The organism is Dyadobacter sediminis, assembly GCF_005860765.1.
Lineage (GTDB): Bacteria > Bacteroidota > Bacteroidia > Cytophagales > Spirosomataceae > Dyadobacter > Dyadobacter sediminis.
On sequence record NZ_VCEI01000030.1, the window covers coordinates 128,521 to 151,421 of the forward strand.

Here is a 22,901-nt window from a genome sequence, read left to right on the forward strand (position 1 = left end):
TAAAGTTAGAGATATTTTTTCAATACACTTCCAACCATTACGGGAGCTCGCTCTTCCTTTCTGTCAGTGAACTATAAACAATATCATGAATTTTTCTTCGGGTACGCTGCGTAGTAATACTTGTATTTTCAGCATCAGGATTGACACGATTGGAAAGAAACACAAACAGCAGATCTTCTTCCGGGTCCATCCAGACCATTGTGCCCGTAAATCCGGTATGTCCGAAGGAGTTCATGGAAGCCTGTGGAGACACATACGAACTGTTTCCGTCGCCCGGAGCCTTGTCCCAGCCCAGCCCGCGGTGATGCGATTCATCGTAAATCCTTGAAAAGAAAGGCACCGTTGCAGCTTCGTAATACCTTTTGCCGGCATAACTTCCTTTCCATAAATTCATCTGGAAAAGGACCGCCAGATCTCTTGCTGTACCAAACAAACCCGCATGTCCACTGACGCCGCCCACAATGGCCGCCATCTGATCATGTACGGTCCCCTGCAGTAACTGGCTGCGAAAACGATAATCCTGCTCGGTCGGCGCAATCTGTTTTTCTGAAAAACGATGCAATGGATTGAAGCCAAGATAAGCCAGTCCGAGCGGCTCGTAAATGTTGGAAGAAACAAAAATATCCAGCGGCTGTCCGCTTACTCTTTCCACAATCTTTTGCAGGGTCAGGAAGCCGAGGTCGCTGTAAAGATAGCCGTAACTGCCCGCTCTGTCCTTTCTGTTGTTCATCGGCGATTCCACAACCCATTTCCATACCGAATCGCGTAAAGCACCTTTTGCATACAGTTTTGGCGCAACCTGAAGATAATAGGCCGTGTCGGACTTGGAACTGTAATATTCGGGCAGCAATCCGCCGCCGCCCGTTTTGGTTCGTTCCCAGAGAGAAGGATAAAATGAAATCAGGCCCGACCGGTGTAAAAGCAAGTCACGGACAGTAAAGTTCTGCTTGTTTGTTCCGGCAAGTTCCGGCAGGTAAAAAGAGGCTTTCTGATCCAGCTCAATTTGCTTTCTATCATATAAAAGCATCACTGCCTGCAAAGTAGCCGAAACTTTTGTGAGCGAAGCAAGGTCGTAAATCGTTTCCGAATTAACTTTTTCCGGCGTTCTGTAATTCAGCCCGCCGAATTGTTTGTCATAAATGATTTTTCCTCTTCTCGCCACCAGCACTTCACATCCCGGAAATACATGGTTACTGACCGCCGCATTTGAAATTTCATCAATTTTTTTGAGCATATCCCCGTTCATCCCGACGCTTTCCGGCGTTCCGAAAGCGATCCGGTTAATGGCTGTTGTGCTCACGCCAGTTCCTGATTTGTAGGAAAGAACCGAAACGGGTAATTTGCCTTGCGAGCGCATCGCGCCAAAAATGATCTGCGGAACAATTTCCTGCTGGTCCTTTCCGTCCTGGTTTGCACAAATCAGGACGTCGGTCTGCGGGAAAAATTGAATGCTGTAAGGCGTTCCGAACAGGCAGAGGATCACTTTCTTATTCCGTTCTTTCAGTTGACCGACAAAATTCGCCATTTCAGCTGTTACGCCATAGTTCCGCCGCGGATTGTACGCGATGCCGTGTACATCTACGATAACCGTATTGTAAGGTTCCAGATAACCAAGCATTTCCGTAATCTGCTCCTGCGACGACGGGCCTTCGTAAAAAGTATAGGAACGCATGGGCTTGTAAGTGGACAGCATTTTCTGAAATGCGGCGCTGCTTCCTTCTCCGATGCTCACCGAAGCCATTTTATCATCCATAACCGATCCGACCGGAAGCATATCATTGTCATTCCGGACTACTGTAACGGACGCTTCGCAGAGTTCTCTATACAATTCCTTACTTCCTTCACTGTTCAGATCTGCGTACAGATTGTTGGTATCAACGGGTTTGTACTCGCTCAATCCGGCCCAGTATTTGGCCTGAAGAATCCGTTTTACCTTGTCGTCAATAATTTTTTCACTGATGATCCTGCGATTGATGGCGTCTTTGATTTTTGAAACCGTTTCTGCGATACTTTCAGGATAGAGCAATACGTCATTGCCTGCAACAAGCGCCTTCAGATTTACTTCCGCAGCCTTGCCCGTTTTCAAAACGCCTTTCATATTCATGGCATCCGTAAAAACCAGTCCGCGAAAACCCAGATCTTTGCGTAAAAGGCCGGTAATGACTTTTTCAGAAAGTGAACTTGCCAGATTAGGCGTGCTGTCCAGCGAAGGAATGTATAAATGCCCGCTCAGAACACCCATGAGACTGTCTGCGATCATGGAGCGGTAAGGATACAAATCCGTTTCGGTGAGTTGCTCGGCAGAATGCGTCAGTACGGGCAGGGTAAAATGAGAATCTGCATCCGTATCGCCGTGCCCGGGAAAATGCTTGGCCGTAGCAATCACTTTGTTATGCTGCAAACCTTTCATGTAAGCAATGGCTTTGCGCGTTACATTCTCGCGGTCTTCCCCAAATGAACGTATACCGATCACCGGATTGGCCGGATTGCTGTTGATGTCCGAAACCGGTGCAAAATTGATCTGGATTCCAAGTCGGCTGCATTGCCTGGCAATGTCGGCGCCCATTCTGTAAACAAGCGCATCGTCCTGAATGGAACCAAGTACCATTTGTTTCGGGAAAGAAATCGTACTGTCGAGCCGCATGCCTAACCCCCATTCGCCGTCAATGCCGATGAAAAGCGGAACTTTTGTCTGCGACTGATACCGGTTTGTCAGCTGGGCCTGCCCTACCGGCCCGCCCTGAAAGAAAATCAGACCGCCGATGTGATATTCATTGATCAGCCGGTCAATGTATTTATAATGCGATTCATCGCGGTTGGAAAAGGTAGCAACCATAAACAGCTGACCGATTTTTTCCTCTATGGAAAGTGCGTTCAATGTACTGTCCACCCATTCGTTTTCGGGAAGCACCAGCACAGGGTCCAGCCTTTTTCCGGCTTTTTTGGCAACAACCTTTTTGGCAACAGCAACTTCGGGTTTTACCAGAAAGCTGCTCCGGACTGCCATAAGTTTCCATGCAGCGGAAACCACCGAGCTTAAAATAACCAGTACAATTATGCTAAATACAACGCGAAACCGGCTGAACCACCAATTTTTCATATTACAAATCACTGAACTTTATAGAGGGAGAATTTAGATAAACGGAATGCGGCATTACATATCCAGGTTTAACCATAGTTACAAAAATAACAATTTTACATGATCTTTAAATCCAAATAAATGTAGTTTTAAGGCAATTCTAATAATTGCTTCACTTATTATTTGACTGGCAACCATATGTCAGCTCGTAAGCCTCCTGAAAATTTCTTCCAGTGAATTTCCCGTATTTCTCAGTTCCTGCAGCGAGCTGTCGTTCACTACTTTTCCTTTACTGATAATGATCACACGGTCACACAATGCTTCCACTTCCTGCATAATATGCGTGGAAAAAAGCACTGTTTTATCCTTGCCTGCTGTACGGATTACGTCTCTTATTTCCTGAATCTGATTAGGATCCAGCCCCGTTGTCGGCTCATCCAGGATCAGCACCGAAGGATTATGTAAAAACGACTGCGCCAGGCCGACGCGCTGGCGGTAACCTTTGGAAAGCTGCCCGATTTTCTTGCGTTTTTCCGTTTCCAGCCCGCACAAGACAATGACTTCCTCCACACGCGATTGCAGCGAAGTGCCCTTCATGCCGTACAGCTTTCCCGAAAAAAGCAGAAATTCCGTTACGTACATATCCAGATATAACGGATTGTGTTCAGGCAAATATCCGATCGATCTTCTGGCCGGCATCGGTTCTTTGGAGACATCAAAGTCGGATACTTTTGCAATGCCTTCCGTAGCTCTGAGATAGCCTGTCAGGATTTTCATCGTTGTGGATTTGCCGGCACCGTTCGGACCGAGAAAACCAACAATTTCTCCTTTTTTTAAAGAAAATGAAATGCCGTCAACGGCGCGCTGACTGCCGTAAACCTTGGTCAGATTGGTAACTTCAATGGACATTTCTAATGTGTGGATTGGGGATGAAAAACTTGATACCGTTATACTTTCAGGAAAAGTCTGTTCCGGAACAGCAGATACATAAATGCCCACTGAACCATAATATATGCGATAATGGCACCCATTTCTTCAACCGGCTCCGGAAAATAACTCAGGATTCCCCCGAACAATGCATGCGCGGTATAAAAGAAATCGATAAACCGGCCGATCATGTAAATGACAATGGAATTCATGCCGATCACGACAAAAAACAATGTCCATTTACGGAAATTGAGAACATCGATAAACCAGTAAAACAAAGCCAGCAGCAACGTGCTGAAACCGCCGGCACAAAGCACAAACGAGCTTGTCCAGAGATTTTTGTTGATCGGGAAAAAGTAATCCCAAACAAGGCAAAGCAGCAAGCTTACAATACCGGCGGCTACAAGGTAAACGACTTTACTGTTCCGGTGGATAATTTCATCATTGATCCTCAGAAGTTCTCCTGCAAAAATGCCCATCAAACCCGTTGCAATGGCAGGAAAAGTAGAGACAAGCCCTTCCGGATCGTGAATGGTGAGGTGCAGACGGCCTGGAATAACCATTCTGTCGATGTAGCTGGCCGGGTTGCAATCCATGGTCAGCAGGCCGGCGCCGCAGCCCGGAACAGGATAAAATTTCATAAACAGGTAATATGTAACCAGGATTACTGCAAACAAAATCCATCTTGTTTTTTTATCGGTATACAGATAAATAATCTGCGCAAACATTCCCGCCAGGCCAATCCGGGCCAGAACGCTCGGATAACGCATTTTTTCCCATTCTGTCTGGAAAATACCGTTGTTATAGATGATACCGAGAATAACCAGAATAATGCCCCGCTGAATTACTTTCCGGAGCAGCTGGGAAGCGGGAACGCCTTTGTCCAGCCGGCTGCCGAGGGAAAACGGTGTGGAAACACCCGCCATAAACAGGAAAGTAGGAAAGATAAGGTCATAGGCGCGAAAACCGTTCCACTCGGGATGCGTCAACTGATGCGCTATCAGAATGGCCCACGACCAGCCTGTCACTTTTGCAAGCACTGCGAAGACTTCTTCGCCGCCTGAAATCCAGAACATATCAAAACCACGCAGCGTGTCGAGTGACAGCAGCCTGTGCGACGTAGAACTATCTTTCATTTGATAAAAAAGGGAATAGGAAAATAAAATTTGGAAAAGGCGGCATAATCTGAAATAAAAGCCAATCTAAATTACAGTAAAGTTGGGTAAAAAACCTATTGATACTTTCCCGCAAAAGTACATTTATTTAAATAAACATATTAATCTTATGGATAATGAAAGAATATATATTTCTCAAAAGCCCGCCTGCGTTATAAGGGTCCATTATTTCTTGACAAAAAGATCTGACTCCATGAAAAAATCCCTGATGCTGTACTTTCTGTTCGCAACGCTTTGTTTTACCGGCTGTGCAACTTCCAATACTTCACGCGTTGATGATGAAACGTACCGAACGGAAGAAACGGCCGTAAACAGCAAGCTGAACAACCGCAGGCTGGAAAAAAACATGAGCCGTTTTTCAGAAGAACTCGACTTGTCGAAGCGCCAGCAGAAACAGCTTAAAAAAATTGACAGAAGATATAATCGAATGGAAAGAAAGCTTTCCAGAAACGACGACGCCAAACGCCGCAACCGCAAACGTCTGGCAGAAGAAAAAAGGCAGGAAATGATCGAGGTACTGACCGCAGAACAGCAGCAGAAACTGGAATCCCTTTCCAAAAAAGGAAGGTTCAGCTTTGATCAGTTGTTTGGAAAATAACTGATTTATCAGGATTTATCTCAATCCTTCCAGCCATGCCTGCACAGTAGGCCCCGTCATATCAAACAGGATTCCCGGCAGTATTCCGAGCAGCACAGTAAGGAATACAAGCGGAAGAAGCAGTCCGATTTCACGTGCGGTAAGGTCGGTCAGGATATGGCTGTTTTCATTTTTATACCAGAATTGACCAAAAAACATACGCTGGTAGGTCCACAAAAAATAAGCTGCTGCAAGTACAATCCCGAGCGTTGACAGCGCCGGTATCCATACAGGCAGCGCATTGGACTGAAATGCGCCCATCAGTGTAAAAAGTTCGCCTACAAAGCCTGAAAATCCGGGAAGTCCGAGTGATGCAAAAAACGCAATTCCGGTCATGATCGTAAAACGCGGCATCACGCCGATGAGTCCGCGGTAATGATCAATGTTACGGTCGTGCGTCCTGTCGTAAATGACGCCGGTAAGCAAAAAAAGCATGGCAGATAATACGCCGTGACTGACCATCTGATAAATAGCGCCGTTAATTCCTTCTGCAGTAAGCGCGGAAATTCCCAGCAGCACAAAACCCATATGCGAAACTGAAGAGTACGCGATCATTTTTTTCAGATCACTTTGACCCAATGCGTTAAAGCCGCCGTAAACAATGGAGATCATGCCCAGCACTGAAAGCGGGATCATATTATATTGCGCTTCAACCGGAAAAAACCCGTCCACAATCCGGATAAAACCGTAGCCTCCGATTTTCAAAAGGATGCCGGCCAGCACAACCGAAACAGGCGTGGGAGCTTCCACGTGCGCATCCGGCAGCCAGGTATGCACCGGCACAACGGGCAGTTTTACAGCAAACCCGATGAACAGAAACCAGAATGCCAGCAAACGGACCGGCATGTTTCCGATCAGATATTGTGAAGCCGCATCCAGCAACGAGCCGGGAATGTAGTTTCCGGGATCAGCAAGGAACGCGAAACGAAATGTGTGCACGAGTTGCTCGGGGGCAATTTTGCCGTCAACAAGCCATTGCTGAATTTGCGGAATGAGATCGGGATGAACGGTATCTTCCATGCCCAGAATGCCGACAACCCGCGCCGTTTCCAGCGGATCAATGACCGAAAGGTACAGGCATATCATAACAATCAGAATGAGCAGCGAACCGAAAAAAGTGTAAATAAAGAATTTCAGTGCCGCATATTCTCTCTTTGGACCGCCCCACAAGCCAATGAGAAAATACATCGGCAGAAGCATGAATTCAAAAAACAGGTAAAACAAAAAGAAGTCCTGCGCAAGAAAACAGCCGATGACACTTCCGGTGAGCAGCAGGTACAGCGCAAAATAAGCCCTTGTTTTCTGCATGATATTCCACGAGCTGACAACGCCCGCAAAAAGAACGACTACCGCCAGCAGAACCAACGGGAAACTGATTCCGTCCACAGCCAGCGCATAATCAACGGAAACTATTCCCAGCGAACCCACCGGCAACGTTATCCAGTCCGAAACTTCACTGAGCTGATAACCGGGATTTTGATTATTGAAAGACAAATACAGATAAACAGAAACCAGCACTTCCAGAACAAGCGCGATGAGGGCAATAACGCGGAAGCTTTCAGGACGGTGAGACGGCCAGACGGCCACGGCCGCCGCGCCCAGTAATGGAATTGCAATTAATAAGGTGAGTATATGGTCAATCATCAAAAATTAGGTTAAATAGCCGGGCCAAATGCAGCTTCTTACATGACAACCAGCCATAATATCAGTAAAAATACGCCGGCAGCCGTTACAATGTAATAAGACTGGATTTTTCCATTTTGCAAACTCCGGGCAGCCTGTCCTGCAAAGCGAATGACATATACAACGGAATTTACAACGCCGTCAACAAGATTTTTGTCAAACCAGCTTGTTATATGCCCGAAAATGACACTTCCTTTTGCAACCGCATCGACGCATGCATCAATGTAATTTTTATCAAGAACTTTAAGCCACTTTGTGACAAATGAAAATGGAATGATGAAGAAATGCTCATTGGAGTAATCCCGGAGCCAGTTCCAGCCCGGTTTTGAAGCCGTATCTGTCAAAGCGGCTTTTACATAAAAAGGATCGTTGCTTTTCATTTCCCTGTAAGCCAGAAAAATGGAAATAAAAGTTACAAGGCTTGCAATCACCGGAACCCAGGCCAAATGACCTGATTCTTCAAAACCGATAAAGGACAAAAACCAGCCCGATGCATTAAATGGATTCCAGGAAAACCAGATAAATAATGACAATGCAGAAAGTATGGCCATTGGCAGCCACATCAATGCCGGAGATTCGTGCGGATGAATACTGGATGAATATCTTTTTTCGCCAAAGAAAACCAGCCAGACTTGCCGGCTCATGTAATAGGCGGTCAAACCGGCGGACAGGATAATGACAACCGGAAAAATATAAAAGACAGCTCCATGTTCCGCAGCCCACAAAAAACCTGCTGAAATAACCGCATCTTTTGACAAAAACCCGGAGAAAAGAGGAAGTCCGGCCAATGCTGCCGCACAGATTGTAAAACAGATAAAAGTAATCGGCAATGCTTTGCGCAATCCGCCCATTGTGCGTATGTCCTGCGGATCAAAAGATGCGTCCGTTTCGGAAGGCGTTACGGCATGAATAACGGAACCTGCCGAAAGAAACAGGCCCGCTTTAAAAAATGCATGCGTAGTCAAATGGAAAAAAGCCGTCTGCCAGCTTCCAAACCCTGCCGCAATCACCATTAATCCAAGCTGTGACATGGTTGAATAGGCAAGAACTCTTTTGATGTCCCACTCGCGGGTTGCTTTAATGGCTCCCGTAAGCATGGTGATGGTTCCGATAATGGCGATAACCAGCCGCGCATCCGGCGTAAGCAAAAAGGAAATTCTGGCCAGCAAAAAAATACCTGCCGCGACCATGGTGGCTGCATGGATCAGTGCGGAAATCGGCGTAGGGCCTTCCATGGCATCCGGCAGCCAGCCGGATAAAGGAAACTGCGCCGACTTTCCCATGCAACCTCCGAAAAGGCACAAACCGATTGCTGTTAAAATTCCCGGACTGATTGAACCGACTTCCAGGGAAAGCACTTCAAGATCAGAAGTTCCAATGTAATAAAACAGCATTAAAATGCCGGTCAGAAATGCAGCGTCGCCAATCCGGTTCAGCACAAATGCCTTTTGCGCAGCCCATACCGCACGCGGCCTGAAATACCAGAAACCGATCAGCAGGTACGAAGAAAGACCCACCAGTTCCCAGAATATGTACATGACCAGCAGACTTTCTGCCAGCACAATCCCGATCATGGAAAAAAGAAACAACTGGATAAATGCAAAATACCGGTTCAGGTTTTTGTCATCGTGCAGATAAGCCATGGAATACAGCTGAACAAGCAACGCAACAAAATGCACCACCAGCAGCATGATGCATGTAAGCGTATCAAAGCGGAAGGAAATTTCAATGGAAGTATTGCCGATTGCAATCCAGCTGAACCGGACGATATGAAGCATTTCCGGGTCCGCGAATTTGAGACTGACTATCAAACCTGCGGCTGTAACAAGCGCCCCGATCCAGCCGGCAAGCTTGCCAATCTTTTTTCCTCCGAGCCATAATAATATGAAAACCAGAAACGGCAGCCCCAACAGCAGAAAAGCAGGTAAAAGGTATGCGGAATCGGGCATGAGGAACTTGAATTCGTTTGTTTCCGGCAAATATCCTGAATTCGTGTCCGAATTCAAACAATGCTAGATCTCTTTCTCAATATCTTCCATTTTGGAAGGGCCATGAATGACCTCAAGAATTTCTTTCAGATCATAGGTCGAGCGGTTGTATGTGTTGCCTAGAACTATAATAACGGCTTCATCTTCGGGACAAACCCAGAGCATCGTATTATACCCTTTCCACCAGCCGCCATGATAAATAAAGCGCGGCGTATGGTCTTCTTTGATGTGCATCCGGAAACCGTATCCGTAATTGCGTATGCCGGCACGTTCAAAACTTCTGGGCTTGAATGCCTCGTCGAGCAGCTTTTTATCGAGCAGCAGCCCTTGCGTAAGCCCGTTGTAAAAACGATAAATATCGCCCGTTGTCGAGTACAATCCCTTGTCACCCACAACGTCGTCGTAATAATCTTTTTCAAGCCGGCGGCCATACTGATGCCCGGCAGTGCGGTTTTGCATGGAGGCTTCGGTGGTATCTGTTACCAGAAAGGTGTTCAGCATTCCGAGCGGCAGCAGGATTTCGCTGGAAAGGTATTTCCCGAAATCGTCGCCGGTCACTTTTTCAACGATTGCTGCAAGCACACAATAATTGGTATTGCAGTAATTGAATGATCTTCCCGGACGGTTATAAGGCGTTGGCGTAGGCACTACTTTGGCGTACCAATCCATGATATCGAGGTTGTCAGGATATTTTTTTCCATGCCGGACGCTGTCGTTAAATGAGTAAATATAATTCGGAAGCCCGCTGCGGTGACTCAGAAGCATGTCCACCTTTACGCCGTGGTAGGGAAAATCTGGAAAAAACCGCTGAATGGAATCGTCCAGACTTACGCGTCCTTCCTGCACCAGTTTGAGCACGGCAACAGCCGTAAACGGTTTGGAAAGAGAAGCAAGCTGGAACCTTGAATTGCTGTTAAGTGAATCCTTTTCCTTGATATGCGCATAGCCGAAAGAATTCTGGTAAAGGATTTTTCCTTTCTGGACAATCAGCACATTTCCGTTGAAGCCGGCATTTTTTTTCCTGCGGAATATATCTTCAATTTTGGATACTTTAAGCGCGGTTGCTGCATCCGGATTTTTTAACGGAACAGGGTCAAGTACCGAAATCACCTTCCCGTCAACGACTCTTTCTCCCGGCGTAGACTTTGTTTTCCTGACAAGGCCCCAGGAAATCAGAAAAATCAGAACAGCTCCTACCGCTATCCACCAAACCTTCGGCTGCACTTTTTTTAACATAGGCTTTTGGCCATTAAATTTCATACGTTGCTATGCTGACAAATATATCACAGGTATTTCTTACTTCTCTGCAATACAAATTAAGCACATTAAATTATGGAACTAACACTTTCACATGTTCTTTACGCGCGTTTTTTTCGTAAGTCAAAATGAATAATCCGGACGAAAGAAGCTGTAAAGGAAACAGGTTTATGAAGTCATTGGCATCTGTCTGAATATGAAAAGGGATTTTTTTACCCGAAGAACTGGTAAGAATCAGAAACGCTGGATCCACATGCGGTGCGTACAGCCGAATCCTGTCCGGCGCAGCAGGATTCGGTATGGCAGCAAGCGAAATGGCTTCTGAAAATGCTGTTATATCCAGCGTTTTTGAAAAGGAAAAACCATTGTTCATATCCGTCATGCGCACACGGTAATAGGCAGTTCCCGGCAGCGGCGCCTCATCTGTAAAAGTGTACTGTGTCCGGCCGGATGCATCGCCAGCTGCATTCAGATTGGCAATCGGGAAAAACTCCTTCATATCCGAACTGCGTTCCACCATGAAGGCCTTACTGTTCTTTTCCCAGGCCGTTTCCCAGAAAAGCTTTACTCTGCCTTCTTCCGGAATGGCCTTGAAACCAGCGAAATCAACCGGAAGAATAATCGGCAGCACTTCACCATTTATGATAATTTCGTCAAACCATAAAACACCCAATGTAATATGGCCCGAATTATAGCCGTAAATGCGAACTGAAAAAGTGTTATCGGTAAGGTTATGAAAAGAAACCGGCTGAATGAAAGGATAAAATACATTAAAATTCGAAAGGGAAGCTGTTGTCAGGTCCGAAGTGAAACCATCGAGGCTTGTACGCATTTTAATCTGTTTCGGCCCCGTATCCGACCTTCGCAGGCGAAAGGCAACGGACGTGATGTTGTATTTGAATGAATTTGCAGTAAATGTAAATTCCATGTACCGTGCTCCTGAAAATGCTGCCGGCCACGGTCGTACAATATAAGCGGCTACGATTGCTTTATCAGCAGGATATATGCTTGGCAGTGCATATGTATTGGCGCCGCCGGCAAGTTTGGCATTGGCCGGCGTAAAATTGGCATGACTGGAAACGCCTGCCTGCGTATAATCCATCGTCCATTTTATCTGAAAGTTCTCCTGCGCATGCGCTGTAAAAACAAAAGACAGTACCGCTGACAAAATCAGCGAAGTACTGTCTTTTAAAATATTGAAGTGCTTTTTCAAAAGTGTGTTTTTTAGAACTCACATGATGTACACAATCAATACGTAAATTTTCAAAAAGGTAACAAAATCAGAATTCGGCACTTTTCGGATATCGCGGGAACGGGATCACGTCGCGGATATTTCCCATTCCGGTCACAAACTGCACCAGCCGCTCAAATCCAAGTCCGAAACCGGAATGCGGTGCCGTTCCAAACTTGCGCGTTTCAAGATACCACCACAGATTCTGCGGATCAATGCCGACTTCGTGCACTCTTCCAAGCAGTTTTTCGTAATCTTCTTCCCGCTGGCTGCCACCGATAATTTCGCCGATTCCCGGAAACAAGACATCCATGGCGCGTACCGTTTTTCCGTCTTCGTCCAGTTTCATGTAAAACGACTTGATTTCTCTCGGATAATTGGTCAGGATTACGGGCTTCTTAAAGTGTTTTTCGACAAGGTACCTTTCATGCTCGCTGGAAAGGTCAATTCCCCAGCCAACCGGAAACTGGAATTTCTTTTCCTTGTGCGGTTTGGATTGAAGCAGGATTTCAATGGCTTCCGTGTAAGTCAGGCGTTCAAAAGGATTGTCCACGACAAAGCTCAGTTTTTCGAGCAAGGGCAGTGAACGTTCATTCTGGGGCTTGCTTTTTTCTTCTTCTGTCAAACGGTTTTGTAAAAAATTCAGATCATCCTTGCAATTTGTCAAAGCATAGGTAATCACCTTTTTCACAAAATCCTCGGCAAGATCCATGTTGTCTTCGAGTTCAAAGAAAGCCATTTCCGGCTCGATCATCCAGAATTCGGCCAGGTGACGGGTTGTATTGGAATTTTCAGCGCGGAAAGTCGGCCCGAACGTATATATTTTGGAAAGCGCCATGGCGCCAAGTTCGCCTTCCAGCTGTCCGGAAACGGTTAGGTTTGCTTCACGGCCAAAGAAATCTTCCTTGAAGTTGATATTTCCTTCTTCAGTTCTGGGCAGTTTGTTCAGGTCCAGCGTTGTAACACGGAACATTTCTCCTGCGCCTTCGGCATCGGACGCCGTAATGACGGGCGTATGCAGATAGAAAAAACCTCCGTCATTGAAATACTGGTGTACAGCAAACGCCAGTGCATGGCGTATCCGCAGAATCGCGCTGAACGTATTGGTGCGAGGGCGCAAATGCGCGATTTCCCGTAAAAATTCAAGTGAATGTTTTTTAGGCTGCAACGGATAAGTATCAGGATCGGCAGTTCCGTAAACGAAAATATCGTCGATTTTAACTTCCACCGTCTGGCCGGAACCAAGCGATTCCACAAGCTGGCCGGTTATTTTCAGGCAGGAACCGGTTGTAACCGTTTGCAGCAATTCCGCAGAAAACTGGCCCGGCCCGGCTACGGCCTGTATATTATGAATGGTCGAACCGTCATTCAGTGCAATAAAAATTGCATTTTTGCTTTCACGTTTTGTTCGTACCCATCCTTTTAGCGTAACGGTTTGTTTCTCAGGAGAAGTGTTTAATAGTTCTTTGATCTGCAACGGTCCCATTTTAATCTGATTCAAGCTGTGATTTCCTGTTTATTTTACTTTATCCGGCTTCCCGAACGAGGCGCAAAATTACAAATTACGCCACGAAAACCTATTCTGGCGCACGAACTTACTTTTCTGATGGAACTGACGGTTGCAGAGTCTGGTTTTCAGCTTAATTTTGTTTCTTGTAACCTGCATTAAAGAACTCCTGTTTTGAATAACCGCATCGCCATAATCCTGTCAGTCCTGTTTCATCCGCTGATCATATCCACTTACCTTTTTGCAACCCTGTTTTTCCTGACACCGGAACTTGCAGGCGTCAGCGCGTTCGGGATTCCGGCTCTGGGCAGCATTTTACTGCTTCTGTTCCTGAACACGTTTATCGCACCGGCGGTGGTGATCTATTATTTTCAGAAAATGGGTCTGATCAGTTCCCTGCATGTAGATGATCTGGCTGAGCGCCGCCTGCCTTACCTGGCGAGCACCCTTATATATGCCATTGCAACTTATCTTTTTGGCTGGCACTTGCAGCCGGTCAGCGAACTCGCGCCGCAGATTTCCATTATTCTTGGAAGTGTAACCCTTTCACTTGTTCTTGTTACCGTCATCAGCCTGTTCTGGAAAATCAGCGCGCATGCCATCGGAATCGGCGGAGCAATCGGGATGCTTTCCGGACTGCTTGTCCGTTCAGGCGAAAACGGACTTCTTAATCCATTACTGATTGCCATTCTATGCGGCGGCTGGCTTCTGAGTGCACGGCTGCATCTGAATGCACACACCCCGAAACAAATCCTGGCCGGGTTTCTTTGCGGCATTCTGGTGAGTAGTATCACGGTTTACTATTTCTTTTGATACAAACACTTCCTGCGGCTATGTATCAGAACCTTTTATTTGAAAGTAAAAACGGCATTGCAACCATTACGCTGAACCGTCCGCAGGTTTACAATGCGCTAAATGCTGAACTGCTGACTGAAATCACCAACGCAGTGAAAGCAGCCGCAGATGACAATTCCGTCCGAGTACTGGTTTTAACCGGTGAAGGCAAGGCATTCTGTTCGGGAGCGGACCTGAAAGAAGCGTCGGAACGCGGCAAAAGCGCCGGAGAAATCCTGGAAGTTTATTACAACCCGCTTATCAATGCCATCCGTACTATTCCGAAACCGGTGATTTGCCGGCTCAACGGACTGGCTGTCGGAGCCGGATGTTCCCTGGCGCTGGCTTGTGACATGGTTATTGCGAGTGAAGAAGCCTATTTAAGCCTGCTTTTTATACAGATTGGTTTGATGCCGGATGCGGGTGCTACTTTCTTTTTGCCAAGATTGGTCGGCATGGCGCGGGCTTTTGAACTGGCAACTACGGGACGCCGCATTTATGCACCAGAAGCAGCAAGCATCGGGTTAATTTACAGCTCCGTTCCAGCCAGTGACCTTGACAAAAAGGTAGCAGAAGCAGCCGCATATTACAGCACCGCACCGACATTGGCCATTGGCTCCATCAAGCAGGTTTTTAACCAGTCATTTCATTCCGATTTGTCGCAAATGCAGCAACTGGAAATGACTCATCAGGAAAAACTGCTGAAAAGTCGTGATGCAATGGAAGGAATTTCTTCTTTTCTTGAAAAGAAAAAGCCTGATTTTCAGGGCAAATAATATAATTAAGAACTTTATTGACATTTTTAGCGTCTAGAATTTGGACTGAAAGAAAGCATTCAATATCTTTGCAGTCCAATTCGGAAATGGTTTCGTAGCTCAATTGGATAGAGCACCTGACTACGGATCAGGAGGTTTGGGGTTCGAATCCCTACGAGACCACATCAATTCAAAGACTTAGCAAATTTTGTTAAGTCTTTTTTGTTTTTATTGCAGTAAAAGTTGCAATAGATTATTACCAGTGTTTCTGATCAACAGTTTTACAAAACTAGCCCTTTCCGGAAGATTATATTAGCTTGAGCAAATACTGACAGTTGCGTTTATTTAGCATTGGCGGGTTAATAACAATAATATAATTAGATAAATGCTTTTAGAATTTAGGCATGACGCCTCCTTGTGTTTCAAACTATCATAATTCAGATTGTTTTGGTAAATCTAGTTTAAAAGACTTTGCATCTTATTTACCAATGCAAAGGCAGGCTTAACCCTGGGGTTTTCAAGGGCTTCACAAGTTCCTCCTGAGGCAGAACCCTTGACAATCATTTCACTCTCAGCTTGTTTTGCATTATGCAAATAATGCGGTCTGCCGCCGTGGCGAGAAAAATAATTGCCAGTATTTTTCCTGACTTATTATTTTGATGGATTCATGCCTTTTTTGCTGTTTTAAAATCGGTAATATTCTGCAATTTTCCACTTAGCATAATGACAGATGCGGACGCCGCGCGCGATGATAAAAGTAGAGCAACTGATAATGCGTTTATTGCCGCAACGGAATTGAGCACTGTGATTCAGAACAATCAACCGGGGCGCCGGGCGTCAGAAATACATCTATCTAAATCCTGAGAAAAACGGTCTTGACCTTTACCAAGAAATCAATCATTTTCTCAAACGTTATAATTCCGGAAAGCATCAAGGTATCGGTCGCAAAAAACCAGTAAATTGCTATCTGAATGCAGCTTGAATTTAATTATCAATGATCAACTGATGATCCGAAAAGAAGGGAGTACTTCGAAATTCTGGTTATGACGTAGATTACATTTGTAATCTTACTTGGGCAGGTTCTTCCTGATTACTGCAAATTGATCCAGTAGAGGGAGTGTCAACATATGGCTCTTTAAATTTGGAAATATGCTCTTCTATTTGAGTAAGAACGGACTGATCGTGATTGATATCAAACTTGCGGGCCCAAAGTTTCTCAGAATCTATAATGCGGGAAAAGTCGGTAATACCAAGTAAATTGGGGTGAGGTTTCCCACCTTCAAAAACAATGTACCGGAGGTTATCATTGACTACATTTCCACTAAAAGGTGAGTTAAGAAGTATGGTGCTGAAAAATGATTCATCAGGAATTAATGTTGTTTCAAAAAAATCACATACAACAGGGTGCCGTTCAATAAAATCCAGCATATAACGTATACAGTGCAGAGTAAGACACCACCATTGCGATCCGCCGTATGGAGGATAATCTTTGAAATAGGCTCGTTCCATATTATTTTCCTGCTGAAACCGGCAGAACAGATTACTGTTATACATTCCAATCTTATCCACAAACCAGTAATACTTAATCCGGTCAAGCCCGCCATTGACCCAGCCTTTATACGGCATCTTCCAAAAATTCATGAATTCACTTCCTTGATTCTCCTGAAAAAAAGAATAGATGTTTTCATTAGACCGTAATGGAAAGTCCTGCCCACTAAGCAAGATATAGTATCCCTCCCTTTCTTTCGAACTGGCTGCTTTCATAAGGTTCAGTGTCGCTCTGACCATACTGAATCCACCCCAGTATATGGCTATGCGGTTTCTGATTACTTTTACGCGGTCACTCGAGGCAAACCGATACTTTTTGATTTCGATGGCCGGTACCCGTTTATCAATGTGAATATAAACATAGGTGGATTCGCCCATGAGGTTGTCAATGAGCCTGTCTACCTGTGCTAGATTTTTATGAGCTAGTATCAGATAATTAAGGTACATATTATTCAATCGAATGTTTTAGTCGTTAATGAAAACCCGTTTTGAGATATATGAAACTCGTTTGGAACTTCCTTCCAGAATGGTATAATGAATGCAGGATCTTTTTTCAAAAAATGGAAATGAAATGAAAGGTATTCTGTTTTGTCATCCTGATCGTACAAAACACCATTATCCCAAAACAGCCGGTTTGATAATTCCTCGAGAGATCCATTTGCTAAAAGTTTGTCCTGTTCTATTACATGTGATTCAAAATAAGCGCGTATACGACCTTTTGCAGTAAGTCTTTTTACAACATGAGACATGCTTTCAATCCGGGATGGGGTACTAAGAATATCGCCGCCTGACAGTAACTTCCACCACAGAAAATTACATTCGTCAAATGCATAAGACCGAGGACTTTGAAAAACTTCACGGTAATCCGCACTTTCAAGAAACAGTCTGTTTGTAATAGCTGCGTTACGATATAATGTAAAATGTCCAACCAAATATTCTCGTTTGGCAGTAATTATGTCATAATTGGCAAGAACTTCATCTGTCACTATTTTACGTATATTGCCAAAAACTATATCCGTATCGCAAGTACCCCAGAACCAGGAATCTTTTAGGTATTCTTCGAAAATCAGTCCGAATGCAGGTCGAAAGTCACAAATTTTATATGCACTTTCAAGGCTTACGTTCATCTGCAATTTCCTCATTGCCCGGATGCGCAGTTCTTCCAGATTAGTTTGCACAACTCTTACGTTACGGTCAATACCAGGGCAAATATGATCTGCAAAAATCAGGAACGATACGTCATTATTGGCATAGCAACTCTTTAAAAAGAAAGGCTGCCAGGCAGGTACAGGACCAAAAAAAGGAATAATCAACGTAATTGGTCTCTTTTTCATTTCACAAAAAGCTAGGGATTTACCATAGTAAGGGCTTCCAGCCCTGATGCTCAATAAAATGTCGTATTACATTGGATCTGATTTCAGAAAAGCCGTCCCTTTTCCAGGAAGCATGTTCGTCGAGACTGTAAGACGGCCTGAGATTTCCTGTATCATTCCGTGACGTTTGCTGCGGAACGATACAGGAAATACCGCCCTTTATTTTGCAGCTTGCGGCAAAATGAATATCCTCAGCCGTTTCAAAAGTCACCGGCCAGATTTCCCAAAAATGCCTGATCCATTCAGTCCTGAAAAAATAACTGCTGCAGGGAAAATCAATGACGGTATCAACCTCGCACAAGTTTACTGAATCACCAGACTTGCTGTCGCCGATAAAAAACTGATTGATATAATTCGGGCCTTTTAATCTTTCCGGATAAAAATCATTTTTGGGAATGATCCTTCCGTTGCTGGACACGATTGAATTATATTCCCGTGAAGTATGGATGCATTTCTCAATCCAGTTAAACGAGGGTATAATATCATCGTCAAGAATCCAGGTAAACTCGGTACGAACGTGAATGCCAATACTGAATCTCGAAAAGTATTTAAGATCTTCATCAGACCGAAAATATTTTATGTCTGGAAATTCCTTTAAAACATCCGTTATAGATACATGCTGCATACACTGAATTACCCAGATGTGTTTAGGCAATACTGTCTGAGCTAGAAGCACTTCTATTTGCTCCCTCAGATGATTACGTTTCCAAACCGTCAAAATAACTGTCAGATCTGCTTGCTTTTTCATAAAATAGGCTGATTTCAAAGGTGACTTACCTACCGCCCATCCGGCCTTTTTCGGCTTCATTACCCAAGGTTCTGTATTTTGAACCCTTAACAGTCCTTTTTCCGAAATTGTAAGAGAAAGAAACCCTGAGCCGTTGCGAGTCAGCGTAGAAACGGCTTTGTATGTTGACTGGTCCGTACACCACGTGTATGCGGTTAATCTGTGTTCGGAAAATATCTTCGAAAGCCACCCGGATGTTACCATATTTGAGCACTTCTTTGTTAAGGCTCAACGATGCCCAATAAAGCGACCGGGTTTTCCATATTGTGTAACGGTTAGGAGAATTATAGTTTAGAAAGACCTCTGCTTTAAATCCTTTGCCAATCGAAAAAATGTTGGTGCTGTTGAGCACTACGCCATACCCATTGAGCTTCACCCCGGGCACATCGGCAATGCGAGAGTGCGTTTGTGTTCCCGAAACGGTAACACTGCTATTGGTTTGCCACCAACTGATAATATCCTGTGACCAGTTAATCCCGGCATAAGCATCGTTAACGCTGTTCAGGTTACCCATCGTCTGAACGTAGATCTTGCTTTGCTCATCAGCAAAAAGCACATCGGATATCAGGTCTTTGGTATGCGTATAATTCGCATACAGTGATATGTTGCCAAATGAATAATAAACATCCGCTGTATTTGCAAACGAAGGTTTTAATAACGGGTTACCTTCTACGATGGAGTAGGGATCCACGATTGTTCGGAATGGTACCAGGCTGTACAGGCTGGGACGAGAGATTTTACGGCTATAAGAAATACTGAAGTTGGATTTGTTCGCAAATCCCTTGTTTAATCCAAAGCTTGGAAAAAGGCCGGTATAATTTCTGCTCAAACCCGAACTTTCCAGCTCCTGTCTGGTCTGTTCCAATCGCAACCCGGCTTGCAATGACCACCCATTCTTAAAGGAGTTGCTATAACTTCCATATCCTGCATAGGTATGTTCACGATAGACACCTGCATTGCTGAATGCTGTATCCAAGCGGTACAATCCCTCCATCTGATTCTCCTGACGCAACTCGTTATCATTTCCAATTGCAATATATTTCATCCCTAACGCCCATTTCCCTGTTTTGGATGGCAAGGTCAGATCTGTTTGGGCAATCAGACTTTTCTGGTCGTTCGGATTGGTAATGCGCAACTGTGTAGGACTGCCGATCGGCACTGCCTGAATATCCTGCCTTTGATAAGTCAGATTTTGAACTGACGATTTGTTAAAGAAACTTTGCGTTATGTTTACGGACAACTCTTTTCCAGTGCTATCCAGCTTACCATTATAGTAGAAGTTAAGATCGTAGGTTTGTCCTCTTTCTTTACCGATGTTGGAGACATGAAGTAAAGAGTCGAGCGCCGATGAGGCTCCCCGGAAACTGGTTTTTGTTTTAATGTCACTATTTTTTTGGGACCACGACCCATTCAGACGCAGGCCCAGGGAATGATTCGAACCAGGTGTGAAATCAATGCCATTAAATGATGAAAGACCTTTGTTGCGGTCCAGGCTATTCACATTATTACCCAGAGAACTTCCGGGGAACTGGCGCTCCAGAAACTGGTCATTGTAATAATCACTTCGCACCCCGCTTGCGCTGGTAAAGAAGTTCCATTTGCGCGTACGGAAATTCAGAGTACCATCAGGCGTAAAACGACCATATTCGCCTTGAGAGTAGTTCATGGCTATTCTTCCATTCATTCCTGTTTCAAGACTCTTTTTGGTAATGATGTCGATCACCGCACCAAAGCTGGCATCGTACTTGGCCGGAGGATTTGTAAGAACTTCAATTCTGAGAATATCCTCAGCTGAAAAATTCTGCAAAAAGCTCGACAGAGCGCCTTGACCTGTTTGGCGACCATCCACCAGGATCAGCACATTCCCTTTATTTGCAACTTTGATTCCGTCGTTTGATACTCTTACCAGAGGCGTGTATTTAAGCAGGTCGTTGACCTTGTTACCTTTTGCAATTACGCTCTTTTCAACATTAAGAATCATCCGGTCGTTTTTTTGCTCAACCAGACTGCGCTGGCCTTTTACCGTTACTTCCGAAAGATTCTCGACATTTTCTTCCAATGGCAGATTCCCGAGGTTCAGGCTCTGCACTGAATCGCTTAATGTAAATACAGGTGACCAGGTTTTTTTGAACCCCATATACTGGACATTGATGAGGTAACTTCCGCCAGGTATGTTGTCGATTCCGAAAGCACCTGTTTCGTCAGAAATGGCTCCCTTCTGAATGCTTGAATCTTTGGCTGCTACCAATGCGATCGTTGCATATGCAGCGCCTTGTAAGCCCTTTTCAGAAACTTTTCCTCGTACCTGAAATTGAGCTGTCGCCGATGTGGCCAAACACGCCAAGACGATTAATAAAGTTAAGTTCTTTTTCATTGCTACTGAATTTTGTTGACAGCATTACTTTATCTGGTAGCACAAAAGAGCTTTAAAACTACTTTGTTTGAAACATTCTTATACCAATCTGCGGAAAAACACGACAGGACAATATCTTGCACTTCGTCGATAAGAAAACGGCTTTCATCTAAGAAACTGGCATTGGCTCAGGTACTCAATTATTATTAAGATTTAAATGCAAATACAATCCTAATGGATGCTATACAGACTTTCTGGACCATTCCCGGACAGCCGGCGGAGCAAACGCACGGGGGATGGCTCGATCCCCGGTTTCACCTGATGAGCTGGGCACTCAGCGCATCCCTGCTCCATGATCACTTCGGATCAGTCACCCTTCACACAGATCTGGCAGGAAAGACAGTGCTTGTCGATCTGCTGGAATTGCCTTATTCAAGGATAAATATTACTCAGGAAGGGCTGGGTGATATTTATCCCAAAAATTGGTGGGTAATGCGTAAAATGTACTCCTATTCCTGTGCTGATGGCCCGTTTGTACATGTCGATGGAGATGCTTTCCTATGGAACGGGCTGTCTGATCATCTAAGACAAAAACCGCTAATTGCTCAAAATAGTCAGAATGGTTTTCAGTGCTACCAGATTGCTGCAGAACAGTTGAAAGAGGCAGGTATACCAATGCCCTACTTTCTGAATGAGGGCCTGGAACAGTACAATGCGGTGAACATGGGTGTTATAGGCGGCACCGACTGGCTATTTTTCAAGAATTTTTTTTATGAAATAAAAGACTATTACGAAGCTCATTTGTCTCAACGAACCTTTGCTGCCGGTACTACCGGCTTCTTAAACACAATGATTGAAGAATGCTTTTTTCAGCATTATGCTCAACATCACGAAAAAAAAGTAGACACCTGGATATCCGCTCCGCTGACACAGGGTTATGAAACGATCGCCAACAGCATGGATAATCGTCATGGGTTCACGCACATGATCGGTACTAACAAAAAAGACATTTATTTTTGCAAGCAGGTCGAATTTCAATTAAAAAGACGATATCCGGCTGTTTTCAGAAGGGTTGTCGCAATGATAGAGCGATTTCCCAACAACAGCCGCAAGCTATTTAATTTCCCACAAATTGATCCGTTTACAGAAAGCAATGTAGCTATATCCCGCATCGAACCGGATCTTCAGGTTACAATTGAAAATTGCAACGCTATTCACGATACTTTCAAGAATAATAATGCCGGCCTTTCAAGCATCATCCACTTTGAGATCTCCAAATACCGGTCATTCCTGAAATTACTTAATAATACCCGAAATCTGGACAGGCACCAGCAGGAGAGACTTTCATTAATTGATGAACTGCTGAAATCACCAGTATCAGAGCGCCTGGATGATCTGATTTGTTTTAAAGAGCATATTCCATTGACACGCTTTACATATCCTTCCAAAAATGTGCCTTATCATTTAGCAACGATTTACGATTTCGCATTTGAATACAGACACATTGCTCACCGCCTGCTTGATAACCTGGCTATTTTCATACTTGTCTCGGCAGACCAGCCCATTAGCCTTGCGTCATTGATCAGATTACTTGGAGCGAAAAAAGGTATGCAGATTGACGAACAAGTAAATGCCCAGTTACAGCAGCGAACCGACCTTAAAATAAAGGAGTTGATCTTTCTCGGGCTACTTGACTACCTTCCCGTAACAAAAGCATTGACTGCTGAACATGAAAAAGCCGTCAGCTTTTAACTGCCGGCTTTTAAC

Annotated in this window: 16 protein-coding genes and 1 tRNA gene; 5 read left to right on the forward strand and 12 right to left on the reverse strand. The window is 44.7% G+C overall.

What is annotated here, in order from left to right; genetic code table 11:
• Positions 1 to 37: 37 nt before the first annotated feature.
• From FEM55_RS21965 to FEM55_RS21975, 3 genes are all read right to left on the reverse strand, one after another.
• A complete protein-coding gene (locus tag FEM55_RS21965) occupies positions 38 to 3,100 on the reverse strand; it encodes a serine hydrolase domain-containing protein (protein WP_138283474.1) in 3,063 nt (1,020 codons plus the stop codon).
• 180 nt (positions 3,101 to 3,280) lie between these two features.
• Positions 3,281 to 3,988 (reverse strand): ATP-binding cassette domain-containing protein, encoded by a 708-nt coding sequence (locus FEM55_RS21970; protein WP_138283475.1) that lies wholly within the window; start codon positions 3,986 to 3,988, stop codon positions 3,281 to 3,283.
• Between the two features lie 38 nt (positions 3,989 to 4,026).
• Entirely contained in the window at positions 4,027 to 5,142 is a 1,116-nt protein-coding gene (locus FEM55_RS21975; protein ID WP_138283476.1) for an acyltransferase family protein, read from the reverse strand.
• A gap of 232 nt (positions 5,143 to 5,374) precedes the next feature.
• Between FEM55_RS21975 and FEM55_RS21980 the strand changes: the two genes are divergently transcribed.
• Positions 5,375 to 5,779: a hypothetical protein gene (locus FEM55_RS21980; RefSeq protein ID WP_188584519.1), complete on the forward strand. Its 405-nt coding sequence runs from the start codon at positions 5,375 to 5,377 to the stop codon at positions 5,777 to 5,779.
• A 15-nt stretch (positions 5,780 to 5,794) separates the two neighbouring features.
• On the opposite strand, the gene FEM55_RS21985 is transcribed toward FEM55_RS21980, so the two are convergent.
• The 5 genes from FEM55_RS21985 to asnS form a co-directional block, all read right to left on the reverse strand.
• The gene (locus FEM55_RS21985; protein WP_138283477.1) at positions 5,795 to 7,462 is read right to left on the reverse strand and encodes a complex I subunit 4 family protein; all 1,668 of its coding nucleotides are present in this window, start codon (positions 7,460 to 7,462) and stop codon (positions 5,795 to 5,797) included.
• Positions 7,463 to 7,500: 38 nt separating this feature from the next.
• A complete protein-coding gene (nuoL, locus tag FEM55_RS21990) occupies positions 7,501 to 9,450 on the reverse strand; it encodes an NADH-quinone oxidoreductase subunit L (RefSeq protein ID WP_138283478.1) in 1,950 nt (649 codons plus the stop codon).
• Positions 9,451 to 9,513: 63 nt separating this feature from the next.
• Positions 9,514 to 10,725 carry a serine hydrolase domain-containing protein gene (locus tag FEM55_RS21995; protein WP_138283479.1) on the reverse strand — a complete coding sequence of 404 codons (1,212 nt, stop codon included), beginning with the start codon at positions 10,723 to 10,725 and terminating at the stop codon, positions 9,514 to 9,516.
• A 94-nt stretch (positions 10,726 to 10,819) separates the two neighbouring features.
• Positions 10,820 to 11,959 (reverse strand): fibronectin type III domain-containing protein, encoded by a 1,140-nt coding sequence (locus FEM55_RS22000; RefSeq protein ID WP_138283480.1) that lies wholly within the window; start codon positions 11,957 to 11,959, stop codon positions 10,820 to 10,822.
• Positions 11,960 to 12,026: 67 nt separating this feature from the next.
• Positions 12,027 to 13,463 (reverse strand): asparagine--tRNA ligase, encoded by a 1,437-nt coding sequence (gene asnS / locus FEM55_RS22005; RefSeq protein ID WP_138283682.1) that lies wholly within the window; start codon positions 13,461 to 13,463, stop codon positions 12,027 to 12,029.
• 195 nt (positions 13,464 to 13,658) lie between these two features.
• Here asnS and FEM55_RS22010 point away from each other — a divergent pair, with 195 nt between their 5' ends.
• The 3 genes from FEM55_RS22010 to FEM55_RS22020 all read left to right on the forward strand — a co-directional run bounded on the left by FEM55_RS22010 (position 13,659) and on the right by FEM55_RS22020 (position 15,256).
• The gene (locus FEM55_RS22010; protein ID WP_138283481.1) at positions 13,659 to 14,297 is read left to right on the forward strand and encodes a hypothetical protein; all 639 of its coding nucleotides are present in this window, start codon (positions 13,659 to 13,661) and stop codon (positions 14,295 to 14,297) included.
• A 20-nt stretch (positions 14,298 to 14,317) separates the two neighbouring features.
• Positions 14,318 to 15,094: an enoyl-CoA hydratase/isomerase family protein gene (locus FEM55_RS22015; protein WP_138283482.1), complete on the forward strand. Its 777-nt coding sequence runs from the start codon at positions 14,318 to 14,320 to the stop codon at positions 15,092 to 15,094.
• 88 nt (positions 15,095 to 15,182) lie between these two features.
• Positions 15,183 to 15,256, forward strand: a tRNA-Arg gene (locus tag FEM55_RS22020).
• Positions 15,257 to 16,126: 870 nt separating this feature from the next.
• Here FEM55_RS22020 and FEM55_RS22025 read toward each other — a convergent pair.
• Genes FEM55_RS22025 through FEM55_RS22040 form a run of 4 tightly spaced genes read right to left on the reverse strand, consistent with a single transcriptional unit; the run spans position 16,127 to position 21,155 of the window.
• On the reverse strand, positions 16,127 to 17,068 hold the full coding sequence (locus FEM55_RS22025; protein ID WP_138283483.1) for a beta-1,6-N-acetylglucosaminyltransferase: 942 nt from the start codon (positions 17,066 to 17,068) through the stop codon (positions 16,127 to 16,129).
• 5 nt (positions 17,069 to 17,073) lie between these two features.
• Complete coding sequence (locus FEM55_RS22030) at positions 17,074 to 18,009, reverse strand: DUF6625 family protein (RefSeq protein ID WP_138283484.1); 936 nt, start codon at positions 18,007 to 18,009, stop codon at positions 17,074 to 17,076.
• A complete protein-coding gene (locus FEM55_RS22035; protein WP_171036630.1) occupies positions 17,975 to 18,742 on the reverse strand; it encodes a glycosyltransferase family 2 protein in 768 nt (255 codons plus the stop codon). Before FEM55_RS22035 ends, FEM55_RS22030 begins: the two co-directional genes overlap by 35 nt.
• Before the next feature lie 25 nt (positions 18,743 to 18,767).
• Positions 18,768 to 21,155: a TonB-dependent receptor gene (locus FEM55_RS22040; protein WP_138283486.1), complete on the reverse strand. Its 2,388-nt coding sequence runs from the start codon at positions 21,153 to 21,155 to the stop codon at positions 18,768 to 18,770.
• Positions 21,156 to 21,368: 213 nt separating this feature from the next.
• On the opposite strand from FEM55_RS22040, the gene FEM55_RS22045 reads away from it, so the two are divergent.
• Complete coding sequence (locus FEM55_RS22045) at positions 21,369 to 22,886, forward strand: DUF6734 family protein (protein WP_308420228.1); 1,518 nt, start codon at positions 21,369 to 21,371, stop codon at positions 22,884 to 22,886.
• Positions 22,887 to 22,901: the final 15 nt, after the last annotated feature.